21 protein-coding genes are annotated in these 24399 nt (G+C 67.9%); 11 read left to right on the forward strand and 10 right to left on the reverse strand.

Translation table 11 applies throughout. The features are described from left to right. Positions 1 to 33: 33 nt before the first annotated feature. Positions 34 to 954, reverse strand: coding sequence for a LysR family transcriptional regulator (locus tag H0X91_RS14785; RefSeq protein WP_006482592.1), 921 nt, complete (start codon positions 952 to 954; stop codon positions 34 to 36). Positions 955 to 1090: 136 nt separating this feature from the next. Between H0X91_RS14785 and H0X91_RS14790 the strand changes: the two genes are divergently transcribed. Both H0X91_RS14790 and H0X91_RS14795 read left to right on the forward strand, forming a co-directional pair. Then, positions 1091 to 1864, forward strand: coding sequence for a transporter substrate-binding domain-containing protein (locus H0X91_RS14790; RefSeq protein ID WP_034203235.1), 774 nt, complete (start codon positions 1091 to 1093; stop codon positions 1862 to 1864). 55 nt (positions 1865 to 1919) lie between these two features. Continuing rightward, positions 1920 to 3035: a succinylglutamate desuccinylase/aspartoacylase family protein gene (locus H0X91_RS14795; protein WP_048987652.1), complete on the forward strand. Its 1116-nt coding sequence runs from the start codon at positions 1920 to 1922 to the stop codon at positions 3033 to 3035. Between the two features lie 211 nt (positions 3036 to 3246). Here the strand turns inward: H0X91_RS14795 and H0X91_RS14800 are convergent, their stop codons facing one another. After that, positions 3247 to 4035, reverse strand: coding sequence for an IclR family transcriptional regulator (locus H0X91_RS14800; protein ID WP_006482577.1), 789 nt, complete (start codon positions 4033 to 4035; stop codon positions 3247 to 3249). Between the two features lie 227 nt (positions 4036 to 4262). Between H0X91_RS14800 and pcaF the strand changes: the two genes are divergently transcribed. Continuing rightward, positions 4263 to 5465, forward strand: coding sequence for a 3-oxoadipyl-CoA thiolase (pcaF, locus tag H0X91_RS14805; RefSeq protein ID WP_006494221.1), 1203 nt, complete (start codon positions 4263 to 4265; stop codon positions 5463 to 5465). A 112-nt stretch (positions 5466 to 5577) separates the two neighbouring features. Here the strand turns inward: pcaF and H0X91_RS14810 are convergent, their stop codons facing one another. The 3 genes from H0X91_RS14810 to H0X91_RS14820 all read right to left on the reverse strand — a co-directional run bounded on the left by H0X91_RS14810 (position 5578) and on the right by H0X91_RS14820 (position 7594). Further along, positions 5578 to 6057, reverse strand: a complete 480-nt coding sequence (locus H0X91_RS14810) for a DUF523 domain-containing protein (RefSeq protein ID WP_164530874.1) — start codon at positions 6055 to 6057, stop codon at positions 5578 to 5580. A 122-nt stretch (positions 6058 to 6179) separates the two neighbouring features. Beyond that, on the reverse strand, positions 6180 to 6740 hold the full coding sequence (locus H0X91_RS14815) for a GNAT family N-acetyltransferase (protein WP_006482619.1): 561 nt from the start codon (positions 6738 to 6740) through the stop codon (positions 6180 to 6182). Next, the gene (locus tag H0X91_RS14820; protein ID WP_196433109.1) at positions 6737 to 7594 is read right to left on the reverse strand and encodes a class I SAM-dependent methyltransferase; all 858 of its coding nucleotides are present in this window, start codon (positions 7592 to 7594) and stop codon (positions 6737 to 6739) included. The genes H0X91_RS14815 and H0X91_RS14820 overlap by 4 nt, the downstream gene beginning before the upstream one ends. A gap of 311 nt (positions 7595 to 7905) precedes the next feature. On the opposite strand from H0X91_RS14820, the gene H0X91_RS14825 reads away from it, so the two are divergent. After that, a complete protein-coding gene (locus tag H0X91_RS14825) occupies positions 7906 to 9450 on the forward strand; it encodes a methyl-accepting chemotaxis protein (RefSeq protein ID WP_196433110.1) in 1545 nt (514 codons plus the stop codon). Positions 9451 to 9861: 411 nt separating this feature from the next. Beyond that, positions 9862 to 11406 carry a methyl-accepting chemotaxis protein gene (locus H0X91_RS14830; protein ID WP_006494226.1) on the forward strand — a complete coding sequence of 515 codons (1545 nt, stop codon included), beginning with the start codon at positions 9862 to 9864 and terminating at the stop codon, positions 11404 to 11406. Positions 11407 to 11522: 116 nt separating this feature from the next. On the opposite strand, the gene gabD is transcribed toward H0X91_RS14830, so the two are convergent. Both gabD and H0X91_RS14840 read right to left on the reverse strand, forming a co-directional pair. Continuing rightward, complete coding sequence (gene gabD, locus H0X91_RS14835; RefSeq protein ID WP_012493582.1) at positions 11523 to 12992, reverse strand: NADP-dependent succinate-semialdehyde dehydrogenase; 1470 nt, start codon at positions 12990 to 12992, stop codon at positions 11523 to 11525. A 90-nt stretch (positions 12993 to 13082) separates the two neighbouring features. Continuing rightward, complete coding sequence (locus H0X91_RS14840) at positions 13083 to 14366, reverse strand: 4-aminobutyrate--2-oxoglutarate transaminase (protein WP_006483657.1); 1284 nt, start codon at positions 14364 to 14366, stop codon at positions 13083 to 13085. Positions 14367 to 14492: 126 nt separating this feature from the next. Between H0X91_RS14840 and pdxR the strand changes: the two genes are divergently transcribed. Then, entirely contained in the window at positions 14493 to 16001 is a 1509-nt protein-coding gene (gene pdxR, locus H0X91_RS14845; protein ID WP_006494228.1) for a MocR-like pyridoxine biosynthesis transcription factor PdxR, read from the forward strand. Between the two features lie 160 nt (positions 16002 to 16161). Here the strand turns inward: pdxR and H0X91_RS14850 are convergent, their stop codons facing one another. Continuing rightward, positions 16162 to 16998: a DMT family transporter gene (locus tag H0X91_RS14850; RefSeq protein WP_062910281.1), complete on the reverse strand. Its 837-nt coding sequence runs from the start codon at positions 16996 to 16998 to the stop codon at positions 16162 to 16164. A gap of 114 nt (positions 16999 to 17112) precedes the next feature. On the opposite strand from H0X91_RS14850, the gene selD reads away from it, so the two are divergent. From selD to H0X91_RS14865, 3 genes are all read left to right on the forward strand, one after another. Continuing rightward, entirely contained in the window at positions 17113 to 18177 is a 1065-nt protein-coding gene (gene selD, locus H0X91_RS14855) for a selenide, water dikinase SelD (RefSeq protein WP_077021868.1), read from the forward strand. 81 nt (positions 18178 to 18258) lie between these two features. Further along, positions 18259 to 18852 carry a LysE family translocator gene (locus H0X91_RS14860; RefSeq protein ID WP_058902351.1) on the forward strand — a complete coding sequence of 198 codons (594 nt, stop codon included), beginning with the start codon at positions 18259 to 18261 and terminating at the stop codon, positions 18850 to 18852. A 230-nt stretch (positions 18853 to 19082) separates the two neighbouring features. Then, positions 19083 to 20162, forward strand: coding sequence for a purine-nucleoside phosphorylase (locus H0X91_RS14865; protein ID WP_196433111.1), 1080 nt, complete (start codon positions 19083 to 19085; stop codon positions 20160 to 20162). 218 nt (positions 20163 to 20380) lie between these two features. Here the strand turns inward: H0X91_RS14865 and H0X91_RS14870 are convergent, their stop codons facing one another. Together H0X91_RS14870 and ceoR are read right to left on the reverse strand one after the other, a co-directional pair. Beyond that, on the reverse strand, positions 20381 to 20674 hold the full coding sequence (locus tag H0X91_RS14870; protein WP_006491979.1) for a DUF4148 domain-containing protein: 294 nt from the start codon (positions 20672 to 20674) through the stop codon (positions 20381 to 20383). A gap of 416 nt (positions 20675 to 21090) precedes the next feature. Beyond that, the gene (gene ceoR / locus H0X91_RS14875) at positions 21091 to 22095 is read right to left on the reverse strand and encodes a putative multidrug efflux transcriptional regulator CeoR (RefSeq protein ID WP_006484497.1); all 1005 of its coding nucleotides are present in this window, start codon (positions 22093 to 22095) and stop codon (positions 21091 to 21093) included. A 174-nt stretch (positions 22096 to 22269) separates the two neighbouring features. On the opposite strand from ceoR, the gene H0X91_RS14880 reads away from it, so the two are divergent. Both H0X91_RS14880 and ceoA read left to right on the forward strand, forming a co-directional pair. Continuing rightward, positions 22270 to 23130 (forward strand): alpha/beta hydrolase, encoded by an 861-nt coding sequence (locus H0X91_RS14880; protein ID WP_006484499.1) that lies wholly within the window; start codon positions 22270 to 22272, stop codon positions 23128 to 23130. A 32-nt stretch (positions 23131 to 23162) separates the two neighbouring features. After that, a complete protein-coding gene (ceoA, locus tag H0X91_RS14885) occupies positions 23163 to 24380 on the forward strand; it encodes a multidrug efflux RND transporter periplasmic adaptor subunit CeoA (RefSeq protein WP_058902350.1) in 1218 nt (405 codons plus the stop codon). Positions 24381 to 24399 lie beyond the last annotated feature (19 nt).

The raw sequence follows: 24399 nt of genomic DNA on the forward strand, positions 1-24399 counted from the left end.
GCGCGATGCGGGCCGCGACGCGGCCCGATGCGCTTACCGCCCGCGCACGACCCTCAGATACGACGCGAGCATCGTCGCGAGTTCCTGCGCGGCCGGCGTCAGCGGCACGGCCGCGCGCTGCAGCAGGCACACGTCCTGCGCGTCGGCCCGTTCGCGCACCGATATCTTCGCGAGCGCGCCGGCGAACGGCCCGTGCCGCGTGATCGCTTCGGTTTCGAGCGCGAGCGAATCGGTCTGCGTGACAATCTGCAGCGTCTCGAACATCCCCTCGACGGTCGCGAGAATCTTCGGCGGCGGCTGGCCGTGCGCGTCGAAGTACGCAAGCAGCCGGTTGACGACCGGGTCGGCGCTCAGGTTCGGCGAGCGCGTGGACACCCATCCATAGGCGGCCAGCTCGGCGAGCGATTGCGCATGCATCGCCGGGTGCCCGTTGCGGCACACGACCACCGGCGCCGACGTGCGCAGCGGCGTGACCGCGAGATCGGTCGTGTCGGTCTGCTTCGCGACTAGCGCGATCGCGAAATCGACCGCGCTTTCGCGCAGCCAGCCGATCATCATCCGCGACGTGCCGGTGCGCAGGTGCACGTCCACCTTGTCGAAGCGCGCGCGGAACGCGGTCAGCACCGGCGCGAACGCGTCGATCAGCGGCTCGGTCACGAGGCCGAGCGTGACCGTGCCTTCGTAGGCGCCGCTCAACTGACGGATTTCCCGCTCGACCTGCTCGCATTCGCCGAGGATCGCACCGGACCGCGCGAGCAGCCGCTGGCCGACGGCCGTCGGCACGATCCCGCGGTTGGTACGCGTGAACAGCGTCGCGCCGAGCGTCGCCTCGAGGCCCTGCAGTTGCTGCGTGACGCCGCTTTGCGCGAGATCGAGCGCGCGGGCGGCCGCGCGCAGGCTGCCGTGCTCGACGACGGCCTGGAAGATGCGGAGCTGGGACAGCGTGAACGCCATGGGAAGCAGCGAGGCCGGTGATCGGAAATACCGATCATGATAAGTCAGCCGATGGTTCCGGCGGCGGCCGCGGGCTTCTACGATCGCAGGCAGTCCGGCTCATGCCGTTCGTTCCTTTTCCTGCCTATCGTCGACCATGAAACGTTTCCTTGCCCCGCTCGTTTCCCTGTGCATTGGCCTGGCCGCCACGTCCGCGTCCGCGCTCGACGCGCCCGTGGTGCGACTCGGCATCGACCCGACGTATCCGCCGATGGACGCGAAGGCGCCCGACGGCAGCCTGAAGGGCTTCGACGTCGATCTCGGCAACGAAATCTGCCGCCGCGCGCAGTTGCGCTGCCAGTGGGTCGAGCTCGAATTCTCCGGGATGATCCCCGCGCTGCAGGCGCGCAAGATCGACGCGATCCTGTCGTCGATGGCGATCACCGCGAAGCGCGAGAAGCAGATCCTGTTCTCGTCGAAGCTGTTCCGCTTCAAGTCGCGGCTCGTCGCGCGGCCCGGCAGCGGGCTCGACGGCACGGCGGCGTCGCTGGCCGGCAAGCGCGTCGGCGTGCAGTCGGGCACGCAGTTCGAATCGTGGGCGCTCGCGCACTGGGCGCCGGCCGGCGTCGGCGTGGTGCCGTACAAGAGCCAGGACGACGTGTTCGCCGATCTCGTCAACGGCCGCCTCGACGCGGCGCTGCTCGGCACCGTGGAAGCCGATTACGGGTTCCTGCGCCAGCCGCGCGGCAAGGGTTTCGCATTCGTCGGCGCGCCGCTCGACATGGGCGATCGCGGCGTCGGCATCGGCATGCGGCAGTCGGATACCGCGCTGAAGGCGTCGATCGACGGCGCGATCGCGTCGATGCTGAAGGACGGCACGTACGACCGGATCGCGAAGCAGTATTTCGATTTCAACCCGTACGGCGACTGAGCGCCGTGCCGGCCCGTTGCCCCGATTCCCTGCTTTCATCCATTCGAGACCCTCGATGCAGATTCGCACCACGCCGCTCCTGTCGCCGTCGATCGGCACGCAACGCACGCTGACGAGCTTTCATTTCGGGCCGGCCGACAGCGGCCGCAAGATCTACCTGCAGGCCGCGCTGCACGCGGACGAGACACCCGCGATGCTCGCGGCGGTCGTGCTCAAGCAGCGCCTCGCGCAGCTCGACGCCGAAGGGCGGCTCGCGGCCGAAATCGTGCTCGTGCCGGTGTCGAACCCGGTCGGCCTCAATCATCATCTGCTCGGGCAGTTCATCGGCCGGTTCGATCTCGCGAGCGGCCGCAACTTCAATCGCGGCTTCCTGCCGCTCGCGGAGATCGCCGCGCGTGCGCGCGACCGGCTGGGCGACGACGGCGCGCGCAATCGCGCGATCGTGCGCGAATGCGTCGGCGCGGCGCTCGACGAAATCGCGCCGCGCACCGAATTCGATGCGCTGCAGCTGGCGCTGCTGAAGCTGTCGCACGACGCCGACGTCGTGATCGACCTGCATTGCTCGCTCGAAGCGGTGATGCACGTCTACACGAGCGATACCGCGTGGCCGGAGGTCGAGCCGCTCGCGCGTTATCTCGGCGCCGAGGTGTCGCTGCTCGCCGAGGATTCGGGCGGCCATGCGTTCGACGATGCCCATCATCTGCTGTGGTCACGGTTGCGCGCGTATTTGCCGGACGGCACGCCGATGGCGGCCGGCACCGTGGCCGTGACGGTCGAGTGTCGGGGCCAGCGCGACGTGACGTACGAATATGCGCAACGCGACGCCGACGCGCTCGTCGACTATCTGGTGTGGTGCGGCGCGGTGCGCGGCGAACGCGCGCCGCTGCCGCCGCTGGCCGCGCCGGCCACGCCGCTCGCGGGCAGCGAGCAGTTTTATGCGCCGGTGAGCGGGATTCTCGTGCACCGCGCGGCGATCGGCGCGACGATTCGTGCGGGCGATCCGCTGTTCGACATCGTCGATCCGCTGACGGATGCGGTCACGACGATCTCGAGCGCGACCGATGGCGTGTTCTACATGCGCCGCGCGATCCGCTTCGTGACGGCCGGCGCGCCGCTCGGCCGCGTGACGGGCACGGTGCCGGTGCGAAAGGGGATGCTGCTGGGCGCGTGAACGAGGCGGCGGCCTGCCGACGCGATGCAATTTCGTTCTCGTCAGATTGACCGTGTTCGAGCGCGTTACTAAATTGTGCGACGCGGAGTGCGCTCCGTGTTCCGTGAGAAGAACGTTGCAGAGATCAGAGTTTGAGCGGGCGGCCTGTGCCGCCCGTCTTTTTTTGTTCGGTGACTTGTCGTGTCACGGATACGACGATCGGGCAGGGTGCTCAGCCACGTCGCGCCACCAGCTCCGATACCGTCTGCGCGGCCTGCTGCAGCGGCCCGAGAAACTCCTTCACCATCTGCTTCGCGGTATGCCGCTGCGCGTTACCGCTGATGTTCATCGCGGCGATGACCTGCCCGCGCCGGTTGCGGATCGGCGCGGACAGCGACATCAGCCCCACTTCGAGTTCCTGGTCGACCACGGCCCAGCCCTGCTGGCGCACCTGCGCGATCGCCGCCTTCAGTTCGCCGATGTCGGTGATCGTGCGCGGCGTGTGCGCGCGGATGGCGCTCTGCGCGAGCGTGTCGTCGAGCGTCGCATCGTCGAGCGCGGACAGCAGCACGCGGCCCATCGACGTGCAGTATGCAGGCAGCCGGCTGCCGATCGACAGGTTGATCGTCATGATCTTGCGGGTCGGCACGCGCAGTACGTAGACGATCTCGGTGCGGTCGAGCACCGCGGCCGAGCAGCTTTCGTGGATCTGCGCGGACAGTTGCTCCATCACCGGATCGGCGAGATTCCAGAACGGCATCGACGTGAGATACGCGAAGCCGAGCTCGAGGATCTTCGGCGTGAGCCGGAACAGCCGGCCGTCGGCTTCGACGTAGCCGAGCGTCTGCAGCGTGAGCAGGATCCGGCGCGCACCCGCGCGCGTGAGGCCGGTGGCCGATGCGACCTCGGTGAGCGTCTGTTCCGGGCGTGCCGCGTCGAACGCGCGGATCACCGCGAGGCCGCGCGCGAACGACTGCACATAGGAGTCGCCGGGTTTCGTCTGAATATCGTCGGTTGTCATGAGCGCCTGGAATGTCGTGCAGCCGAGAAGATAGCGCATGGGGCCCGACACGCCAACCGCCTGGCCGACCGTGCCCTTGACAGGTCATCCCCGCACTCCCTATGATGCGTTGAACGTTCGATACACGATCTTATGTTCGTATGTAGAACATTTAAGCGCATCCCGGCGGGTAATGCAAGGGGCGCGCCCTGTTCATTTCCCAGCCTTTCACGGGACCGGAGACACTGATGACCGAAGCTTTTCTGTGTGATGCGATCCGTACGCCGATCGGGCGTTACGGTGGTGCACTGTCCGGCGTGCGCGCCGACGATCTGGGCGCGGTGCCGCTCAAGGCGCTCGTCGAGCGCAACCGCGACGTCGACTGGACGGCGATCGACGACGTGATCTACGGCTGCGCGAACCAGGCCGGCGAGGACAACCGTAACGTGGCACGCATGTCGGCGCTGCTGGCGGGCTTGCCGGAGGGCGTGCCGGGTTCGACGATCAACCGCCTGTGCGGTTCCGGGATGGACGCGGTCGGCGTGGCCGCGCGCGCGATCAAGTCGGGCGAAGCCGCGCTGATGGTCGCGGGCGGCGTCGAGAGCATGACGCGCGCGCCGTTCGTGATGGGCAAGGCTGCGAGCGCGTTCGCGCGCCAGGCCGACATCTACGACACGACGATCGGCTGGCGCTTCGTCAATCCGTTGATGAAACAGCTGCACGGCGTCGATTCGATGCCGGAAACCGCCGAGAACGTCGCGGTCGACTACAACGTCAGCCGCGCGGATCAGGACCTGTTCGCGCTGCGCAGCCAGCAGAAGGCCGCGCGGGCGCAGCAGGACGGCACGCTGGCCGAAGAAATCGTGTCGGTCACGATTGCTCAGAAGAAGGGCGATCCGGTGATCGTGTCGCGCGACGAGCATCCGCGCGAGACGTCGCTCGAAGCGCTCGCGAAGCTGAAGGGCGTCGTGCGCCCGGACGGCTCGGTGACGGCCGGCAACGCGTCGGGCGTCAATGACGGCGCCGCCGCGCTGCTGCTGGCGAACGAGGCAACCGCGAAGCGCTTCGGCCTGACGCCGCGCGCCCGCGTGCTGGGGATCGCGACGGCCGGCGTCGCGCCGCGCGTGATGGGCATCGGCCCGGCGCCGGCTACGCAGAAGCTGCTCGCGCGGCTCGGGATGACGATCGACCAGTTCGATGTGATCGAGCTGAACGAAGCGTTCGCGTCGCAAGGTCTCGCGGTGCTGCGCATGCTCGGCGTCGCCGATGACGATCCGCGCGTGAATCCGAACGGCGGCGCGATCGCGCTCGGCCACCCGCTCGGCGCATCGGGCGCGCGCCTCGTGACGACCGCGATGTACCAGTTGCATCGCACGAACGGCCGCTTCGCGCTGTGCACGATGTGCATCGGCGTCGGCCAGGGCATCGCGATCGCGATCGAACGCGTCTGAGCGGCGTAATGCGGTGATGCGGGCGGTGACGCGGCCGGATCCGCGCCGCTTGACCGCTGCGCCGTTTCCGCCACGATGGGCGGCACGAGGTGTCTCGTGCCGCCCATCGTCGTTAACCGGCCTGCGACGCTTGCCTGAGCCGCGCGTCGAGGGCGTCGATCTCGGTGTCCGCGAACACCTCGATGCCATGCGCGCGCAGCAGCGCCGCCGTGACGCCGGCGCCCGCGTGGCGCCGGTTCTCGAAACTTCCGTCGTAAATGAACGTGCTGCCGCACGACGGGCTGCCGTCGGCGAGGATCGCGAAGCGGCAATCGTGCGCCTGCGCGAGGGCCAGCGCGGTTTGCGCGCCGGCAACGAACGGGGTCGTCACGTCGGTGCCGTTCACGTCGACGATACGTGCGTGACCCGACAGCACCTGCTGCCCCGATGCGCCGCCGGCGATCTCGGCAGGCGGGCGCGGCACGCCGAGGCCGCCCGCGAGTTCGGGGCAGACGGCCACGAGCCGCCCTTCGCGTTGCCAGCGTTCGAGCGCTTCGTGCGCGGCGGTCTTCGCCGCGCCGTTGTAACGCACCGGATGGCCGACCACGCACATGCTGACGAGGATCTTCGGCGGGGTGGGCGGTGGCGGCTCGTGGTTCAATGTCGCGCTCCGTGACGGTTGATGGCGATTGTGGCAGAGCGAAAAATTCTACGCGTCATTCGCGTACCGGGCCGTCAGGCCGTCGGCCCTTCGAGGTGAATGTCCTCGGGCTCGAGCGCGTAAAGCTCGGGATCGGGCGCCATGCTGACCGTGAAGCCGAGCCGCAGGTAGAAGTCGATCGTGTGCCGCGACGGCGTGGCCGACACATACAGGCGCTCGGCGCCCATTGCACGTGCCTGCACCTGCGCCGCGCGATAGAGCTGTACGCCGAGCCCGCAGCCGCGCCAGTCGTGGCTCACATGCAGGAATTTCAGTTGCAGCATGTCGCGCCGCGGGCCGAGCGGCCGGCTGTCGACGACGACGGCCGCGACGAGCCGCGTGCCGTCGAACCGGCCGAGAAACCAGCCGCCGCGGTCGTGGCAGTCGAGCAGGATCGGCGTGTAGTGATCGGCTTCGCCGTCGGGCCAGCCGGCCACGTCGTAGAACTCGGGCACGAGATGCAGCGCGCCGTCGCGCAGCACGTACAGGTGCTCGATGATTTCGCGGCGGTCGATGGTCCACACGAGCGGCACGTCGTCGCGGGCCAGCAGGCGGGCCGACAGCGCGTCGCGTTCGGCGGCGGTGCGGCGCGTCATGCTGCCGCCCGCTGCGCGGCGATTGCGTACATCAACGGCAGGCGCGGCATGCCTTCGGGCGGCACCATCCGGCGGCCCTCCAGCTCGCGCATGCCGTCGAAGCCCTTCCAGCCGTTCGCGTGCGGATATTCGTTCAGGCGGTCGATCGCGAGCCCGGCCGAGATCAGCGCATTCACCACGTCGCCGATGCCCCACATGAACTCGTAGCTCGGATGCGGGTTCGCGAAATCGACGATGCCCGGGTGGTCGTGCTGCGCGCCGAGCCCCGTGCCGGACGCCGCGACGTAATCGCCGACGCCCGCGGGTTCCTCGGTCGCGTCGCCGTTGAAGTAGTCGTAGCGCGGTTGCCACTGTTCGTCGAAATACAGTGAGAACGGATGGAACTCGATCATCGCGAAGCGGCCACCCGGTGCGAGCAGCGAGGCGATCCCGCGCGCCCATGCGGTCAGGTCGGACAGCCAGCAGATCACGCCGTACGACGTGAACACGCGATCGAAGCGCTCGCCGCGCGCGGCGGCTTCGGGCATCCAGTCGAGTACGTCGGCGCGCTCGAACCGCGCGGGCAGGCCCGCGTCGGCCGACAGTCGCCGCGCGAAGTCGATCGCCTCGTCGGAGATGTCGACGCCGGTTGCATCCGCGCCGTCGCGCACGAGGCTCAGCGTGTCCTGCCCCGCGTTGCATTGCAGGTGCAAGAGCCGCAGACCGGTGAGATCGCCGAGCAGTTCGCGTTCTTCCGGAAACAGCGTCGAGCCGCCATTGCGGAAAAATGCAGCCTGATCGCCTTTATGGCTGTTGTGCGCGACCGTCGCCGTATTCCAGGACAGCCGATTCAGTTCATGCAATGCCTTTTTCATGGAATTCGAATTCAGGTGGAATGGAGCAGGATAAGTCAAATCGTTTCGCCGCGCGCAACGGATGCTGGCATTGGCGCATCGGGCCGCGCGTTGTGACAAGTTGATAAACGCGTGTCGGGATTATCGCCGGATTATTTGATCGAAATCATGGTAATGGCCGAATTGCCTGTTTTGTGCGCAACGGGATTAAGGTTTTCCGATGAATTGCCGACAGTAAGGACGAGAGTGTCGTAAAGCGATCAACCGTTTTTCGGCTACTGAGCGCGACTTCAGCGCGGCGCGGACGACAGATCCGCCTTTCGGAGCCTTGCATGCGCAACAACCAGCCCGTTACCCAACAGGAATTCGATTTTCCCGACGACGTCACGCTGATGTCGACCACCGATGCCGACAGCATCATCACCTACGCAAACACGACGTTCGCGCAGGTGAGCGGGTTCTCGAACGAAGAGCTCGTCGGCCAGCCGCACAACGTGGTGCGTCACCCGGACATGCCGAAGGAGGCGTTCGCCGACATGTGGGCGACGCTCAGGCGCGGTGAGCCCTGGACCGCGCTCGTGAAGAACCGCCGCAAGAACGGCGATCACTACTGGGTGCGCGCGAACGCGATTCCGGTGATGCGCAACGGCGCGCCGCAAGGCTACATGTCGGTGCGCACGAAGGCGCCGCACGACGAGACCCAGACCGCGGACGCGCTGTATCGCGCGTTTCGCGAAGGCAAGGCCGGCCGGCGCCGGTTCCACAAGGGGCTCGTCATCCGTACCGGGCTGCTGCGGCTCGCATCGCTGTCGCAGACGATGTCGGTGCGCGCACGCGTGCATTCGGCGCTGTGCGTGCTGGCGCCGGCGGTCGTCGGCGCGGGCTGGGCCTGCGGGCTGGCCGGCGGCGGGCTCGCGGCGTTTGCCGGCGTGACGGTCGGCGTGGCGGCGGCCGCCGGCTGGTGGCTCGACGCGCAGATCGTGCAACCGTTGAAACGGCTGCACGAGCAGGCGCTGAACGTCGCGACCGGCGAGAGCCGGCGCGGCGTGCGGATGAATCGCGTCGACGAGATCGGCATGACATTGCGCACGATCAACCAGCTCGGGCTGATGTTCCGCTGGCTCGTCGACGACGTCAGCGAGCAGGTGCACAACGTGCAGCGCGCGAGCAACGAGATCGCGCAGGGCAACAACGACCTGAGCGCGCGCACCGAACAGGCCGCGTCGAGCGTGCAGGAAACGGCCGCGTCGATGGCCGAGATGACGGCCACCGTGTCGAGCAATGCGGAGACGGCGCTGCAGGCGAATCAGTTGTCCGTGTCCGCGAGCGAGGCGGCCGAGCGCGGCGGGCAGGCGGTCAGCGAGGTCGTCACGACGATGAGCGAGATCACCGACAGCTCGCGCAGGATTGCCGACATCATCGGCGTGATCGACGGCATCGCGTTCCAGACCAACATCCTCGCGCTGAACGCGGCGGTCGAGGCGGCGCGTGCGGGCGAACAGGGTCGTGGTTTCGCGGTGGTCGCCGGCGAGGTGCGCGCGCTCGCGCAGCGCAGCGCGAACGCCGCGAAGGAAATCAAGACGCTGATCGGCGCGAGTGTCGAGCGGGTCGAGTCGGGTGCGCGGCGCGTGGACGAGGCGGGCCGGACGATGGAGGACATCGTCACGCAGGTGAAGCGCGTGTCGGATCTGATTGCGGAGATCAGCTCGTCGACGGCCGAGCAAAGTACGGGTGTCGCGCAGGTCGACCAGGCGGTCGTGCACCTGGACAACATCACGCAGCAGAACGCGGCGCTCGTCGAACAGAGCACGGCGGCGTCGGAGAGCCTGAAGCAGCAGGCGACGCGGCTCGTGGATGCGGTGAACGTATTCAGGTGATGCCGAAAGGGGGCGTGACGTGCGGGTTCGATCGATGAATGCCGGATGTCGCGCCCAGCGCTTATCCAGGGTTGAGGATTGGGTCGAACGGCGAAAAATGAGAAATATTCTTATTTCCAATTGACTGTTCGTGTATTCAATCACGCCGAAATCACGACGGACAATAATCAGACGAATGGCCAGAAAACCTTTGTCGGACAAGGCGTTGCGTTTTATCCGTGAACAAATTATTCGGTAAAAACAAGTTGATTCATATTTAATGCATATTTACCCGAATACGGCATAATGTTTTCGTCGAATGTGCCGAAAGTGCAGGAGCCCGACTCACACGCATGCGAATCGATCGCCATGCGCGGAGTCTCGAATCAATCGACGAGCGGACGCAAGATCCGCCACCCGGAGCTCCACACCATGCGCAACAACCAGCCCGTCACGCAACGCGAATTCGAATTTGCCGACGATGCGACGCTGATGTCGACGACCGATGCCGACAGCTACATCACGTACGCGAACGCGGCGTTCATCCAGGTCAGCGGCTTTTCTCCCGAGGAAATCGAAGGCCAGCCGCACAACGTGGTGCGTCACCCGGATATGCCGAAGGAGGCGTTCGCCGACATGTGGGCGACGCTCAAGGGCGGCGAGCCGTGGACCGCGCTCGTGAAGAACCGCCGCAAGAACGGCGATCACTACTGGGTGCGCGCGAACGCGATTCCGGTGATGCGTAACGGGCAGCCGAAAGGCTACATGTCGGTGCGCACGAAGGCGACGCGCGACGAGATCGCGGCCGCCGAGGCGCTGTATCGCGATTTCCGCGAAGGCAAGGCCGGCAGCCGCCGGTTCCACAAGGGATTGATCGTGCGCACGGGCGCGATGCGCGTCGCGTCGCTGTTCCAGACGATGTCGGTGCGCGCCCGGCTGGTGTCGACGCTATGCGTGCTCGCGCCGGCGGTCATCGGCGCCGGCTGGGCGGGCGGGTTGACCGGCGGCGGGCTCGCGGCGTTCGCCGGCGCGGCGATCGGCGTGACGGCGGCGGCCGGGCTGTGGCTCGACGCGCAGATCGTGCGGCCGCTTCGACAGTTGCGCGACGAGGCGTTGCGCGTGGCGACCGGCGAGAGCCGCAGCGGCGTGCGGATGAACCGGGTCGACGAGATCGGCATGACGCTGCGCACGATCAACCAGCTCGGGCTGATGTTCCGCTGGCTCGTCGACGACGTCAGCGAACAGGTGCTGAACGTGCAACGCGCGAGCAACGAGATCGCGCAAGGCAACAACGACCTGAGCGCACGCACCGAGCAGGCGTCGACCAGCGTGCAGCAGACGGCCGCGTCGATGGCCGAGATGACGGCGACCGTGTCGAGCAATGCGGAGACGGCGTTGCAGGCGAATCAGTTGTCCGTGTCCGCGAGCGAGGCGGCCGGGCGCGGCGGGCAGGCGGTGAACGAAGTCGTCGCGACGATGAACGACATCACCGACAGCTCGCGCAAGATCGCGGACATCATCGGCGTGATCGACGGCATCGCGTTCCAGACCAACATCCTCGCGTTGAATGCGGCGGTCGAGGCGGCGCGCGCTGGCGATCAGGGGCGCGGTTTCGCGGTGGTCGCCGGCGAGGTGCGGGCGCTCGCGCAGCGCAGCGCGAACGCGGCGAAGGAGATCAAGACGCTGATCGGCGCCAGTGTCGAGCGGGTCGAGTCGGGTGCGCGGATCGTCGATGGCGCGGGCAAGACGATGGAGGACATCGTCACGCAGGTGAAGCGCGTGTCGGATCTGATCGCGGAGATCAGCTCGTCGACGGCCGAGCAGAGCACGGGTGTCGCGCAGGTCGACCAGGCGGTCGTGCACCTGGACAACATCACGCAGCAGAACGCGGCGCTCGTCGAACAGAGCACGGCGGCGTCGGAAAGCCTGAAGCAGCAGGCGACGCGGCTGGTCGAGGCGGTGAACGTATTCCGCTGATCGCGGGGAAGGGAGGGTGACGCGGGCGCGACGGAGAGGCGCCGGCCCGCGTCGGGCCGCCCGGTTCCGGCCGGGCGGCGAGGGCCTGTCGCCGGGAAGCGACCGGCCCCGAACCGTCAGACGGCCAGGCAGAGGTACTTGATCACGACGTAGTCGTCGATGCCGTAGTGCGAGCCTTCGCGGCCGAGGCCCGACTGCTTGACGCCGCCGAACGGCGCGACTTCGTTCGAGATCAGGCCCGTGTTCACGCCGACCATCCCGTATTCGAGCGCTTCGGCCACCTTCCACACGCGACCGATGTCGCGGCTGTAGAAGTACGCGGCGAGGCCGAACTCGGTGTCGTTCGCGAGGCGGATCACTTCGTCGTCGCTGCCGAACTTGAACAGCGGCGCGAGCGGCCCGAACGTTTCTTCCTTCGCGACCTTCATCGCCGGCGTGACGCCCGTCAGCACGGTCGGCTCGAAGAAGCCGTGGCCGAGCGCATGGCGCTTGCCGCCCGTCACGACGGTCGCGCCCTTCGCGAGCGCGTCCTCGATGTGCGCCTCGACCTTCAGCACGGCCGCTTCGTTGATCAGCGGGCCCTGCGTGACGCCCGGCTCCGTGCCGCGGCCGACCTTCAGCTGGCCGACGGCCGCCGCGAGCTTCTGCGCGAACTGGTCGTATACGGCTTCGTGCACGTAGAAGCGGTTCGTGCACACGCACGTCTGGCCGCTGTTGCGGTACTTCGACGCGATCGCGCCCTGCACGGCCGCATCGAGATCGGCGTCGTCGAACACGATGAACGGCGCGTTGCCGCCGAGCTCCAGCGACACCTTCTTGACCGTCGCCGCGCATTGCGCCATCAGCAGGCGGCCGACCGGCGTCGAGCCCGTGAACGACAGCTTGCGCACGATCGGGTTCGACGTCAGCTCGCCGCCGATCGCCTTCGGGTCGCCCGTGACGACGCTGAACACGCCGGCCGGCACGCCCGCGCGCTCGGCGAGCACCGCCATCGCGAGCGCGGAGAACGGCGTGGCCTCGGCCGGCTTCACGACGATCGGGCAGCCGGCCGCGAGCGCCGGGCCGACCTTGCGCGTGATCATCGCCGCCGGGAAGTTCCACGGCGTGATCGCCGCGCATACGCCGATCGCTTCCTTCGTCACGACGATGCGCTTGTCGCTCGCCGGCGTCGGGATCGTGTCGCCGTACACGCGCTTGCCTTCCTCGGCGAACCATTCGAGGAACGACGCCGCGTAGCCGATCTCGCCCTTCGCTTCGGCCAGCGACTTGCCTTGCTCGGTCGTCAGGATCAGCGCGAGGTCGTCGGCGTTTTCCATCATCAGGTCGTGCCACTTGCGCAGGATGACCGCACGCTCCTTCGCGGTCTTCTTGCGCCATGCCGGCCAGGCGGCGTTCGCGGCGTCGATCGCGTGACGTGTCTCGGCCGCGCCCATCGCCGGCACGGTGCCGAGCAGGCCGCCGGTGGCCGGGTTGCGGACGTCGAACGTCTCGCCGTTCGTCGCGCCTTGCCATTCGCCGTTGACGTACGCCTGCTGGCGGAACAGCGACGGATCTTTCAGTGCCAGGGTTTCCTGAACAGTGCTCATATGAATCACCTGCTTCGAAAAGGACGGATGAAAACGGCCGCCGCCGTCTTCACGACGGCGGCGGCGCATTCAGTTGCAGCGGACGGGAACTCAGGCCGGCACGCCGACCGTTTCCTTCAGCACTTCCTCGAGGATCACGAGCGCTTCGTCGAACACGGCTTGCGGGATCGTCAGCGGGAACAGGAAGCGCACGACGTTCGAGTACACGCCGCACACGAGCAGCAGCAGGCCGCGCTCGAGCGCACGCGCCTGCACGCGCTTCGTGAATTCGGCATCCGGCTCGCCCGAACCCGGCTTCAGGAATTCGACCGCGATCATCGCGCCCGGGCCGCGCACGTCGGCGATCTGCGGCACGTCGGCCTGCAGCGCGTTCAGCTTCGCCTTCAGCACGTCGCCGAGTTGCGTCGCGCGCTCGCACAGCTTCTCTTCGTCGATGATCTCGAGCACCGCGTGCGCCGACGCGACCGCCAGCGGGTTGCCCGCGTAGGTGCCGCCGAGGCCGCCGGGGGCGGCCGCGTCCATCACGTCCGCACGGCCGACGACGCCCGACAGCGGCATGCCGCCCGCGAGGCTCTTCGCCATCGTGATCAGGTCGGCCAGCACGTCGTAGTGCTGCATCGCGAACAGCTTGCCGGTACGTGCGAAGCCCGTCTGCACTTCGTCGGCGATCAGCAGGATGCCGTGTTCGTTACAGATCTTGCGCAGCGCGCGCACGAATTCGGCCGGCGCCGGGTTGAAGCCGCCTTCGCCCTGGACCGGTTCGAAGATGATCGCGGCGACGCGCTTCGGATCGATGTCGGCCTTGAACAGCATCTCGATCGCCTTGATCGAGTCGGCCGTCGTCACGCCGTGCAGTGCGTTCGGGTACGGCGCGTGGAACACGTCGCCCGGGAACGGGCCGAAGTTCAGCTTGTACGGGGCGACCTTGCCGGTCAGCGCCATGCCCATCATCGTGCGGCCGTGGAAGCCGCCCGAGAATGCGATCACGCCCGGACGGCCGGTCGCCGCACGCGCGATCTTGATCGCGTTCTCGACGGCTTCGGCGCCGGTCGTGAAGAACGCGGTCTTCTTCGGGAAGTCGCCCGGCGCGCGGTCGTTGATCTTTTCCGCCAGCTCGACGTACGACGCGTACGGGACGATCTGGTAAGCGGTGTGCGTGAAGCTGTTCAGTTGATCCGCGATCGCCTTGACGATCTTCGGGTGGCGGTGGCCCGTGTTCAGCACCGCGATGCCGGCGGCGAAATCGATGAAGCGGCGGCCTTCGACATCCCACAGCTCCGCGTTCTCGGCGCGGGCGGCGTAGAAATCGCACATCACGCCGACGCCGCGCGGGGTGGCGGCGTTCTTGCGGGCCTGCAGGTCGGCATTCTTCACGGTCATCTCCTTGATGTTCTGTCCGGTGGGTAGGAAATCGGGCGCCTTGGCAGCCCATGGAGGCGACTATAATCACATTTGGCTCTGGCAATCAGAGCCATTTCAATAAATATTCAGGAGCCAATCATGCGCGCGAGCGTGTTGTCGGACTGGCTGGCGCAGCGCCTCGTGCGCGGCGGCGAACAGCCGATCTACCGGCAGCTTCACCGGCTGCTGCAACAGGCGATCCTGTCGCGCGAACTGCCGGCCGGCACGCGTGTGCCGTCGTCGCGGCTGCTGGCCGCCGAGCTCGGGATCGCGCGCAACACGGTCACGCAGGTTTACGAACAGCTGGCGCTCGAAGGCTATGTGAACTCGGCGACGGGGCGCGGCACGTTCGTCGCCGACAGCGCGCCGGACGAGATCGTCGGCGCGCCGCCCGACGCGGGCGCCGGCCCGGCCGTCGTGACGCCGTCCGTACGGCGGCTGTCCGCGCGCGGCACGCGGCTCGTCGAAGGCGCCGGCGTGTCGAAGCGCCAGGGCGGCGCGTTCATGCCGGGCGTGCCCGATGTGTCGCGATTTCCGGCGCGTGTGTGGACGCGGCTGCACAACAAGTACTGGCGACGCCTGCGCCCCGACCTGCTGACCTACGCGCCCGGCGGCGGGCTCGCGCTGCTGCGCGAGGCGCTGGCCGACTACTTGCGCACGTCGCGCTCGGTGCGCTGCACGCCCGAGCAGATCGTGATCACGACCGGCATCCACCAGTCTATCGACCTCGCGGTGCGGCTGCTGACCGACCCGGGCGACGCGATCTGGACCGAGGACCCGTGCTACTGGGGCGTGCGCAGCGTGCTGAACGTGTCGGGGCTGACCACGCGGCCGATTCCGGTCGACGACGAAGGCATCGCGCCGTCGGCCGCCGATCTCGCCGAACCGCCGAAGCTGATGCTCGTCACGCCGTCGCACCAGTATCCGCTCGGGATGGTGATGAGCCTCGCGCGGCGGCGGATGCTGCTCGAATACGCGCGCCAGCACGGCTGCTGGATCATCGAAGACGACTACGACAGCGAATTCCGCTACGGCAGCCGGCCGCTCGCGTCGCTGCAGGGGCTCGACACGGCCGGGCAGGTGATCTACGTCGGCAGTTTCGGCAAGACGCTGTTCCCGGGGCTGCGGGTCGGCTATCTGGTCGCGCCGGAGCCGCTCGCGGAAAGTTTCGCGACCGCGAGCGCCGAGCTGTATCGCGAAGGGCAACTGCTGCAGCAGGCCGTGCTCGCCGAATTCATCGCGGAAGGGCACTTCGTGTCGCACATCCGCAAGATGCGCACGCTGTACGGACAACGCCGCGAGGTGCTGCTCGACGCGGTCGCGCGGCGCTACGGCGATACGCTGCACGCGCTCGGCAGCGACGCCGGGCTGCATCTCGTCACGCAATTGCCGGCCGGTGTCGACGATCGCGCGGTCGCGCAGGCCGCGCTCGAACGCAACATCGTGGTGCGGCCGCTGTCCGGGTACTACGCGGATCGCGAGCGTGCCGCATCGGGTTTGCTGCTCGGCTATGCGTGCGTGCCGGAAGACGAGATCGCGACCGCGTTCGCGACGCTTGCCGAGGCGATCGACGAGCGGGCGTTCGACAAGGTGGCGGCGGCGGTGTGAGGCGGACGGACAGCCGCGCCGCCGCCGGGCCGAATCGTGCTGCCCGCGGTGCGGGGAACAGGCGTGTGCCGCGACGCGCGAGACGTTCGCCGATTCGCGGATTCGCGTGGAGCCGGTTCGACGCGTCCGGCAGCGTCAGCGGCGGCCGCTGGCCCGCTGTTTAAAGCCGGATCAACGCCGCGCCCGCGACCACCAGCGCGCAGGCGGCGAGCCGCTGCGCACCGGGCCGCTCGCGCATCACGAACCAGCCGATCGCGACCGCGAAGATCGAGCTCGTTTCGCGCAGCGCCGACACGGTCGCGACCGGCAGGTGCCGATACGCGAGGATCACGATCCCGTATGCGGCGAGCGAGATCGTGCCGGCGATCGCGCCCTGCGTGAGCGCGGTGCGCGAGCCGAGCACCGCGCGCGGGCCGCCGCGCACCGCGCAGACGAGCACGAGCTGCGGCACGCTCCACAGCAGATACACCCACGCGATATAGCCGAGCGCGCTGCCGGACACGCGCGAGCCGATCCCGTCGCAGATCGAATACGCGGCGATGAACACGCCCGTGAGCAGCGCATACGGCACGCCTTCGCCGGAGAACCGCAAGCCGCGCCGCAGCGCGAGCGACATGATGCCGATCGATACGAGCGCGATGCCCGCGAAGCCGAACGGCGTCGGCCGTTCGTGCAGCATCGCGAGCGCGAGGACCGATACGAGCAGCGGCGAGATCCCGCGCGCGATCGGATAGATCTGCCCGAATTCGCCGTTGCGGTACGCGCGCGCCAGCGTGAAGCAGTACGCGACCTCGAGCACGGCGGACGCGACGACGTACGGCCACGCGGCGGGCGCCGGCGCGGGCAGCAGCACGGCGCCGGCGATGCCGAACGCGAGATACGGCAGCGACATCGTGCCGAGCTGGACCAGCCGGTCTTCGCTGACGTGGAGGAACGCGTTCCAGATGGCGTGCAGCAGCGCGGAGCACAGCACGAGGCCAATGAAGAAGTGATCCATGAACGAACGGGCGGACGAAGGCGGGAGCGGGCAGCGCCGTCAATTATGTGGGTATCGGGCGCGCTCGCGCGGAATTGTCGATAATAGAACGTTGTTATTCACCGGATGCCGACGATGACCGAAGCCACCCAAGCCCAGCCTGCCGTTCCGCGCCTCACGAGCCTGTCGCACGGGGGCGGCTGCGGCTGCAAGATCGCGCCGGGCGTGCTGTCCGAGCTGCTCAAGCGCGCGACGCCGCCCGCGCTGTTCCCGGATCTGCTGGTCGGCACCGAGACGTCCGACGACGCGGCGGTCTACCGGCTCAACGACGAGCAGGCGATCGTCGCGACCACCGATTTCTTCATGCCGATCGTCGACGATCCGTTCGACTTCGGCCGCATCGCGGCCACCAACGCGCTGTCCGACGTCTATGCGATGGGCGGCAAGCCGATCCTCGCGCTCGCGCTGGTCGGCATGCCGATCAACGTGCTGCCGCACGAGACGATCGCGGCCGTGCTGCGCGGCGGCGAATCGGTGTGCGCGGATGCCGGCATTCCGGTCGCGGGCGGTCATTCGATCGATTCGGTCGAGCCGATCTACGGGCTCGCGGCGATCGGCGTCGTGCATCCGTCGCGCGTGAAGCGCAACGCGGCCGCGCGCGCGGGCGACGTGCTCGTGCTCGGCAAGCCGCTCGGCGTCGGCGTGCTGTCGGCCGCGCTGAAGAAGAACCAGCTCGACGCCGACGGCTACGCGCAGATGGTCGCGACGACCACCAAGCTGAACCGGCCGGGCGCCGAGCTCGCCGCGCTGCCGGGCGTGCATGCGCTGACCGACGTCACCGGCTTCGGGTTGCTCGGCCATACGCTCGAACTGGCGCGCGGCGCGCAGCTCACCGCGCGCGTGCACTATGCGTCGCTGCCGTGGCTCGCGGGCGTCGAGACGTTCGTGGCCGACGGTGTGTTTACCGGCGCGTCGGGCCGCAACTGGGCCGCGTACGGCACTGACGTACGGCTCGCCGACGGGCTGCCGCCCGTCGCGCAGGCGCTGCTGACCGATCCGCAGACGTCGGGCGGGCTGCTGGTCGCGTGCGCGCCGGAGGCGGTCGACGACGTGCTCGCGTGCTTCCGTGCCGACGGCTTCGACCGCGCGGCCGTGATCGGCGAGATGGCGGACGGGCCCGCACGCGTCGACGTCGCCTGACGCCGGATTCATACCGCTTATCGTTTCGACGTCGCTGGAATCGATGCCTTCCATCGACGGTATTGATGCCATCGACGACCGATGAACGACTTCCTGTTCGGGCTGATGATCGCGCTGTCGGTCGGGCCCGTCGCGCTGATGATCGCGAACTACGGCATGCGCGCCGGCACGGCGACCGGCGTGCGCGCGGCGATCGGGGTGGCCGCTGCCGACGGCTGTTATGCGGTCGTCGCGTTCACCATCGGCGCACTGCTCGCGGGCACGCTCGCGTCGCATCTGTCGCTGTTCCGCCTGGTCGGTGCGTGCGTGCTGCTCGCGATGGGCGCGCGGATGCTGTGGCAGGCGCTGCGTGACCGGCGCCGCACGCTCGATGGCGACGTCCCGCCGCCGCCGGGCAATCGCCCGTTCATGTCGATGTTCTTCGTCACGCTCGCGAACCCGCTGACCATCCTGCTGTTCTACGGCTATGCGACCGCTGCCGCCGGCGCGCATCGGCACTGGCTGCTCGGCGCCGCGTGCGTGTTCGCGGGCAGTCTCGCCGGGCAGCTCGTGTTCGCGTTCGGCGGCAGCGCGATCGGGCGTTTCGTGAAATCGCCAGCGTGGCTCGCGGCGAGCCATGGGGTCGCCGCACTCGTCGTGCTCGGCTACGGCGTCGCGGGGCTGATGCGCGTGTAGCGCGGCGCGAAGCGGCCGACGTCGCGCACGGCGACGAACCCGATAGCATTCCTGATGTTTGCAAGGCCGCGACGAATGCGCGATTTTCCGTCGCGCAACACGCCTCCGTTCGCACGAAACACCGCCAGCCGTTTCGTAGTCGGGTTCCGCATCGCGTACGCCCGTTCTATACTCGTCGCGCAGTCTCCGAGAGCCGTTCTCACCCAACATCACCGAAACAAGGAACGCCGATGCTGACTCGCTCCATCCTTTCCGCCGCCGCATTCTCGCTTGCCGCCTGTGCGACCGCGCCGTCGATCGCGCAGGGCAACCAGGGCAACGATGCAGGCAATGCAGCATTCGCCGAGACCGGCTCGCATGGCCGCCCGGTCAAGGTCATGATCATCACGATGTTCGGCCCGGAAGGCCAGGCATGGCTCGACCGGCTCGGCCCGTGGCGCGACATCACCGTGCCGGGCCTGTCGCCCGACTATCCGGCTGTCCACTGCAACAAGCAGGACGTGTGCGTGGTCACGACCGGGATGGGCTATGCGAACGCGTCGGCGACGATCATGGCGCTCACGTTCTCGCCACGCTTCGATCTGCGCCGCACCTATTTCCTGATCTCGGGCATCGCGGGCGTCGACCCCGCACAGGGCACGGTCGGATCGGCCGCGTGGTCGAAATACCTCGTCGATTTCAGCCTGCAGTGGGAGCTCGATGCGCGCGAGATTCCGGCCGGGTGGAACACCGGCTTTCTCGGCATCAACACGAAGAGCCCGAACGACAAGCCGCCGCTCGACTATCGCACCGAAGTGTTCCAGCTCAACCCGCAGCTGACCGACGCCGCGTACGCGCTGTCGCGCAACGTCGTGCTCGCCGATAGCGCCCAGGCGCAGGCTGCGCGCGCGAAGTTCACGTATGCGCCGGCGAACCGGCCGCCGACGGTGATCCAGTGCGATACGTCGTCGGGCAACACATGGTTCTCGGGCACGCTGATCGGCGAGCGCGCGCGTCAGTGGACCAAGATCCTGACGGACGGCAAGGGCACCTACTGCATGACCGCGCAGGAGGACAACGCGACGTATGAAGCGCTCAAGCGCGCGGCGAGCGTGAAGCGGGTCGACCTGTCGCGTGTGGCCGTGCTGCGCACCGGGTCCGATTTCGATCGGCCGTACGCGGGGCAGACGAGCGCCGACAACCTGCTGAACTACGCGGACCAGGGCGGCTTCGCCCCGGCGACCGAAAACCTGTACCGCGCGGGCAATCCGCTGGTGCAGGACATCGTCACGCACTGGGGCGAATGGCGCGACGGCGTGCCGCGTCGTTGACGGCCGGACGATGACTCAGCCGGCGGTCAACGCAGTCAATGCGATTGCGGGGCCGAACGGAACGGCGTCCAGACCGGCGTGGTGTCGTCCCAGTGATCGAGCGGCGAAGGAAGTTGATCGTTCATCATGTGCTCCTGCAACTAACTGACTCAGCGAGTCGTCGACAAAGTCGTTCGAAACGCCGCGCGCGGGGCAACCCGCCGCGCGGCGTCGCGCGTTTACCGGCCCCCGCCGGCGAGCTGGTTGCCTTCCGGCGTCGAGCGATACGGGCTTTGTGCGAGTTCGAGCCCTTGCGGATACGAAGTCGCTTTGCGCAGGTATGCGAGCGTGCCGTCCTTGCGGGCCTGCACGACTTCCGCGCTCACTTCGGCGCGCGTCCGCGGGCCGTTGTGTTGCGAGTACCACGACGTGTTGCCGTAGTCGCCGGCATGCGGGGTACCCGAATCGGCGAAGGCCGGTGCGGACACCGCAAGCGCGAGAGCAAGGGCCGAGAGAAGATGGCGGCGGTTCATGGCGTCACTCCTAGAGATGTCGGAGCTGGCGCTTGAGCGCTGACTCCGGTCCCGCCAGGCGGGATCTGTTCGATGCGCAACGAGGTGCGCGACAGGGTTTACTCTAGGTATCTGTTCCGGTGCGATAAATGCGGCAGACGCGAATTGAATTGTCGTGTCAGTGGAACAATCGTCATCCGCACCGCCGGCAGGGTTATGCGGAAATGGCCGGGAGCCCCGCGGCGCGGGCTTCGCCGGGATGCGCGGCGACGACGCGCAACGACCCGCGACGACGCACGCGGCCGATTGCCGCGGGTCGCGCAAAGGTTTACTGCGGATTCGGGAAGGATCGGGGCACCGCGCTTGACAGACGTGCCGGGCGGCGCTCAGGCGGGATGACGCGCGGGCCGTCCGGCCCGCGCGTGGGGGTCAGGCGATTACGCGACCCACTCGTTGATGACCGGCGTATCGAGCACCGGCGCGCGTTCGGCTTCCTCGAACGTGCGCTTGCTGCACGTCGCGTCGAGGCTGCCCTTGCCGCTCAGCAGCGGGCAACGGTCGAACACTTCGGCCACCCAGTCGACGAACACGCGCACCTTCGGCGACAGATGGCGGCTGTGCGGATACACGACCGAAATCGGCATCGGCAGCGGCTTGACGCCGGGCAGCACTTCCTTGAGCCGGCCTTCGCGCAGGTGCGGCAGCACCATGAACAGCGGCGGCTGGATCAGCCCGAAGCCTTCGATTCCGCACGTCACGTACGCATCCGCGTCGTTTACCGACACGATGCCCTCCATCTTCATCTCGACTTCCTTGCCGTCGATCAGGAAGGTCCAGTCGATCGTGCGGCCCGTGCGGCTCGAGAAGTAGTTGACGGCCTTGTGCTGGTTCAGGTCGTCGATCGTCTGCGGCTCGCCGTGGCGCTCGAGATAATCGGGCGACGCGACGGTCACGCATTCGAACAGGCCGACGCGGCGTGCGACGAGCGACGAGTCCTGCAGCGCACCGACGCGGATCACGCAGTCGACGCCTTCCTGCAGCAGGTCGACCGGCCGATCGGACAGGCCGAGTTGCAGGTCGATGTCCGGGTAGCGCGTATGGAATTCGCACAGCGACGGAATCACGAGCAGCCGCCCGATCGAGCCCGGCATGTCGATACGCAACTTTCCGTGCGGCTTCCGGTTGTTGGCCTGGAAGCTTGCTTCGGTTTCCTCGACGTCCGCGAGGATCCGCACGCATCGTTCGTAGTACGCGGCGCCGTCCGGCGTGAGCGAGAGCCGGCGCGTGGTCCGGTGCATCAGCCGCACGCCGAGGAATGCTTCGAGATTCTGGATGATCGTCGTGACGGACGCTCGCGGCAAGCTGAGCGTTTCTGCTGCCTTGGTGAAGCTGCTTGTATCGACGACGCGAGTAAACACCTGCATGGCCTGAAGCCGGTCCATCACAACCTCCGCAATTTAATTTGCCGCCGGAACAAGAAGGCTGCGCTACCTCGTGGGTAAACGCAGCCTCGGATTGTTCGGGGGCGTTGAATTGTGTTGCCGGATTATAGGCATTTATCCCAATGTCTGCCGGACCCAGAATTCGTTCCATCTCGAAATGGATGCTGCATCGTCATGGACGCTTCTGAATTCAGCAAATTCCTGAAAGCCGCGCTGCCCGCGCAAGCCATAGCGGGCGCGGCGCTGACGGTTGCCGAAGTGGAAATTCCCGGCTACGCGCAGGACATCGTGCTGCGTCTCTACCGCCGCCCGGACAAGACCGGGTTGCCAGTAGTGCTTTATTTCCACGGCGGCGGCTTCGTCCGCGGTTCGCTCGAAGACGCGGATTTCGCCGCGCGTTTTTTAGCAGAACGCTTACCAGCTCTCGTAGTGTCGGTCGATTATTCGCTCGCGCCGGCCTTTCCTTTTCCGGCCGCGCCGGAGGATGCGTATCGCGCCGCCGTGTGGGCCGCGACGCGCGCCCGCGCGTTCGGCGGCAACCCGAAGAAGATCGGGGTCGCGGGGCACGACGCGGGCGGCCAGCTCGCGAACTGCCTCGCCTTCATCGCGCGTGACCGCGGCGAAGTGTCGATCGCCGCGCAGGCGCTGTTCGGGCCGATGCTCGACCCGAGCATGACGCGCATCGGCGACGCCGAGCGCCTCGCGTCCGACATCACCGCGCGCGAATGCGCGGCCTGTTATCGCGCGTATCTGCCGCAGGCCGCGCAGCGCATGCACCCGTACGCGGCGCCGATCGAATCGGTGCGCCTCGCGGGGCTGCCGCCGACGCTCGTCGTCACCGCGCAGAACGACGTGCTGCACGTCGAAGCGGAGAACTATGCGGGCTGCCTGATCTCGTCGGGCGTGCTCACGCAGGTGATCCGCTACCCGGACATCACGCACGCCGCGCTCGCCACGCACGAAGCCGCATTCGAGGAAGCCGTGCGCTTCTTCCAGTGCCGCTTCCAGGCCCGCCAGCCGAACCGTCCCGAATAACCAGAACCAATCCACGCTTACTGGAGATCCACATGGCCATCCTACGCACCTCCCGTTCCCGAATCGCGACCGCGGCGATCGTCACGCTCGCCGTCGTCGGCCTCGGCACGTTCGGCGCGATGCGCGTGAGCGCGAACGCCCCCGAGAAAGCGGCGGCGCCGCTGCCCGAAGTCGACGTCGCGACCGTCGTGCCGCAGACCGTGACCGACTGGCAAAGCTATTCGGGCCGCCTCGAGGCGGTCGAGAAAGTCGACGTGCGCCCGCAGGTGTCGGGCACGATCGTCGCGGTGAACTTCAAGGACGGCGCGCTCGTGAAGAAGGGCGACGTGCTGTTCGTGATCGACCCGCGCCCGTACCAGGCGGAAGTCGATCGCGCCGCCGCGCAGCTCGCGGCCGCGCAGGCCCGCAACGGCTACGCGCAGAGCGACTGGCAGCGCGCGCAGCGGCTGATCGGCGACAACGCGATCGCGAAGCGCGACTACGACGAGAAGCAGAACGCGGCGCGCGAAGCGAACGCGAACCTGAAGGCCGCCGAAGCCGCGCTGGAAACGGCGCGCATCAATCTCGGCTATACGCGCATCACCGCGCCGGTGTCGGGCCGCGTGTCGCGCGCGGAAATCACGCTCGGCAACGTCGTGTCGGCCGGCGCGTCGGCCGCGCCGCTGACGACGCTGGTATCGGTGTCGCCGATCTATGCGTCGTTCGACGCGGACGAGCAGACCTACCTGCAATACATCAACGGCGCGCGCAGCGGCCGCAAGGTGCCGGTCGAGCTCGGCCTCGCGAACGAAACCGGCTACTCGCGCAGCGGCGAGATCGATTCGGTCGACAACCGGCTCGACACGTCGTCCGGCACGATCCGCGTGCGCGCCCGCTTCGACAACGCGGACGGCACCCTGGTGCCGGGCCTCTACGCACGCGTGAAGGTGGGCGGCAGCGCGCCGCACGAGGCGCTGCTCGTCGACGACGCGGCGATCAACACCGACCAGGACAAGAAGTTCGTGTTCGTCGTCGACCAGCAGGGCCGCGTGTCGTATCGCGAAGTGCAGCAAGGGATGCAGCACGGCAACCGGCGCGTGATCGTGAGCGGGCTGTCGGCCGGCGACCGCGTGGTCGTGAACGGCACGCAGCGCGTGCGTCCGGGCGAGCAGGTGAAGCCGCACATGGTCCCGATGACGGGCGGCGATGCGCCGTCCGCGCCGCTCGCGAGCACCGCGAAGCCGGCCGCACCGGCGAAGGCGGATTCGTAAGCGGCGCGCCGCTTCGCAT

The organism is Burkholderia sp. 9777_1386, from assembly GCF_015712265.1.
Taxonomy (GTDB): domain Bacteria; phylum Pseudomonadota; class Gammaproteobacteria; order Burkholderiales; family Burkholderiaceae; genus Burkholderia; species Burkholderia cenocepacia.

Excerpts from the sequence above, each read along its gene's own strand:
- H0X91_RS14810 (WP_164530874.1), bottom strand. The coding sequence starts at position 6,057 with ATGTGCGTGGTCGGCCATCCGGTGCGTTACAACGGCGCGGCGAAGACC.
- H0X91_RS14795 (WP_048987652.1), top strand. The coding sequence starts at position 1,920 with ATGCAGATTCGCACCACGCCGCTCCTGTCGCCGTCGATCGGCACGCAA.
- pcaF (WP_006494221.1), top strand. The coding sequence starts at position 4,263 with ATGACCGAAGCTTTTCTGTGTGATGCGATCCGTACGCCGATCGGGCGT.
- gabD (WP_012493582.1), bottom strand. The coding sequence starts at position 12,992 with ATGAGCACTGTTCAGGAAACCCTGGCACTGAAAGATCCGTCGCTGTTC.
- H0X91_RS14850 (WP_062910281.1), bottom strand. The coding sequence starts at position 16,998 with ATGGATCACTTCTTCATTGGCCTCGTGCTGTGCTCCGCGCTGCTGCAC.
- H0X91_RS14815 (WP_006482619.1), bottom strand. The coding sequence starts at position 6,740 with ATGACGCGCCGCACCGCCGCCGAACGCGACGCGCTGTCGGCCCGCCTG.
- H0X91_RS14825 (WP_196433110.1), top strand. The coding sequence starts at position 7,906 with ATGCGCAACAACCAGCCCGTTACCCAACAGGAATTCGATTTTCCCGAC.
- H0X91_RS14865 (WP_196433111.1), top strand. The coding sequence starts at position 19,083 with ATGCTGACTCGCTCCATCCTTTCCGCCGCCGCATTCTCGCTTGCCGCC.
- H0X91_RS14830 (WP_006494226.1), top strand. The coding sequence starts at position 9,862 with ATGCGCAACAACCAGCCCGTCACGCAACGCGAATTCGAATTTGCCGAC.
- H0X91_RS14880 (WP_006484499.1), top strand. The coding sequence starts at position 22,270 with ATGGACGCTTCTGAATTCAGCAAATTCCTGAAAGCCGCGCTGCCCGCG.
- ceoR (WP_006484497.1), bottom strand. The coding sequence starts at position 22,095 with ATGGACCGGCTTCAGGCCATGCAGGTGTTTACTCGCGTCGTCGATACA.
- ceoA (WP_058902350.1), top strand. The coding sequence starts at position 23,163 with ATGGCCATCCTACGCACCTCCCGTTCCCGAATCGCGACCGCGGCGATC.
- H0X91_RS14870 (WP_006491979.1), bottom strand. The coding sequence starts at position 20,674 with ATGAACCGCCGCCATCTTCTCTCGGCCCTTGCTCTCGCGCTTGCGGTG.
- selD (WP_077021868.1), top strand. The coding sequence starts at position 17,113 with ATGACCGAAGCCACCCAAGCCCAGCCTGCCGTTCCGCGCCTCACGAGC.
- pdxR (WP_006494228.1), top strand. The coding sequence starts at position 14,493 with ATGCGCGCGAGCGTGTTGTCGGACTGGCTGGCGCAGCGCCTCGTGCGC.
- H0X91_RS14820 (WP_196433109.1), bottom strand. The coding sequence starts at position 7,594 with ATGAAAAAGGCATTGCATGAACTGAATCGGCTGTCCTGGAATACGGCG.
- H0X91_RS14785 (WP_006482592.1), bottom strand. The coding sequence starts at position 954 with ATGGCGTTCACGCTGTCCCAGCTCCGCATCTTCCAGGCCGTCGTCGAG.
- H0X91_RS14800 (WP_006482577.1), bottom strand. The coding sequence starts at position 4,035 with ATGACAACCGACGATATTCAGACGAAACCCGGCGACTCCTATGTGCAG.
- H0X91_RS14790 (WP_034203235.1), top strand. The coding sequence starts at position 1,091 with ATGAAACGTTTCCTTGCCCCGCTCGTTTCCCTGTGCATTGGCCTGGCC.
- H0X91_RS14860 (WP_058902351.1), top strand. The coding sequence starts at position 18,259 with ATGAACGACTTCCTGTTCGGGCTGATGATCGCGCTGTCGGTCGGGCCC.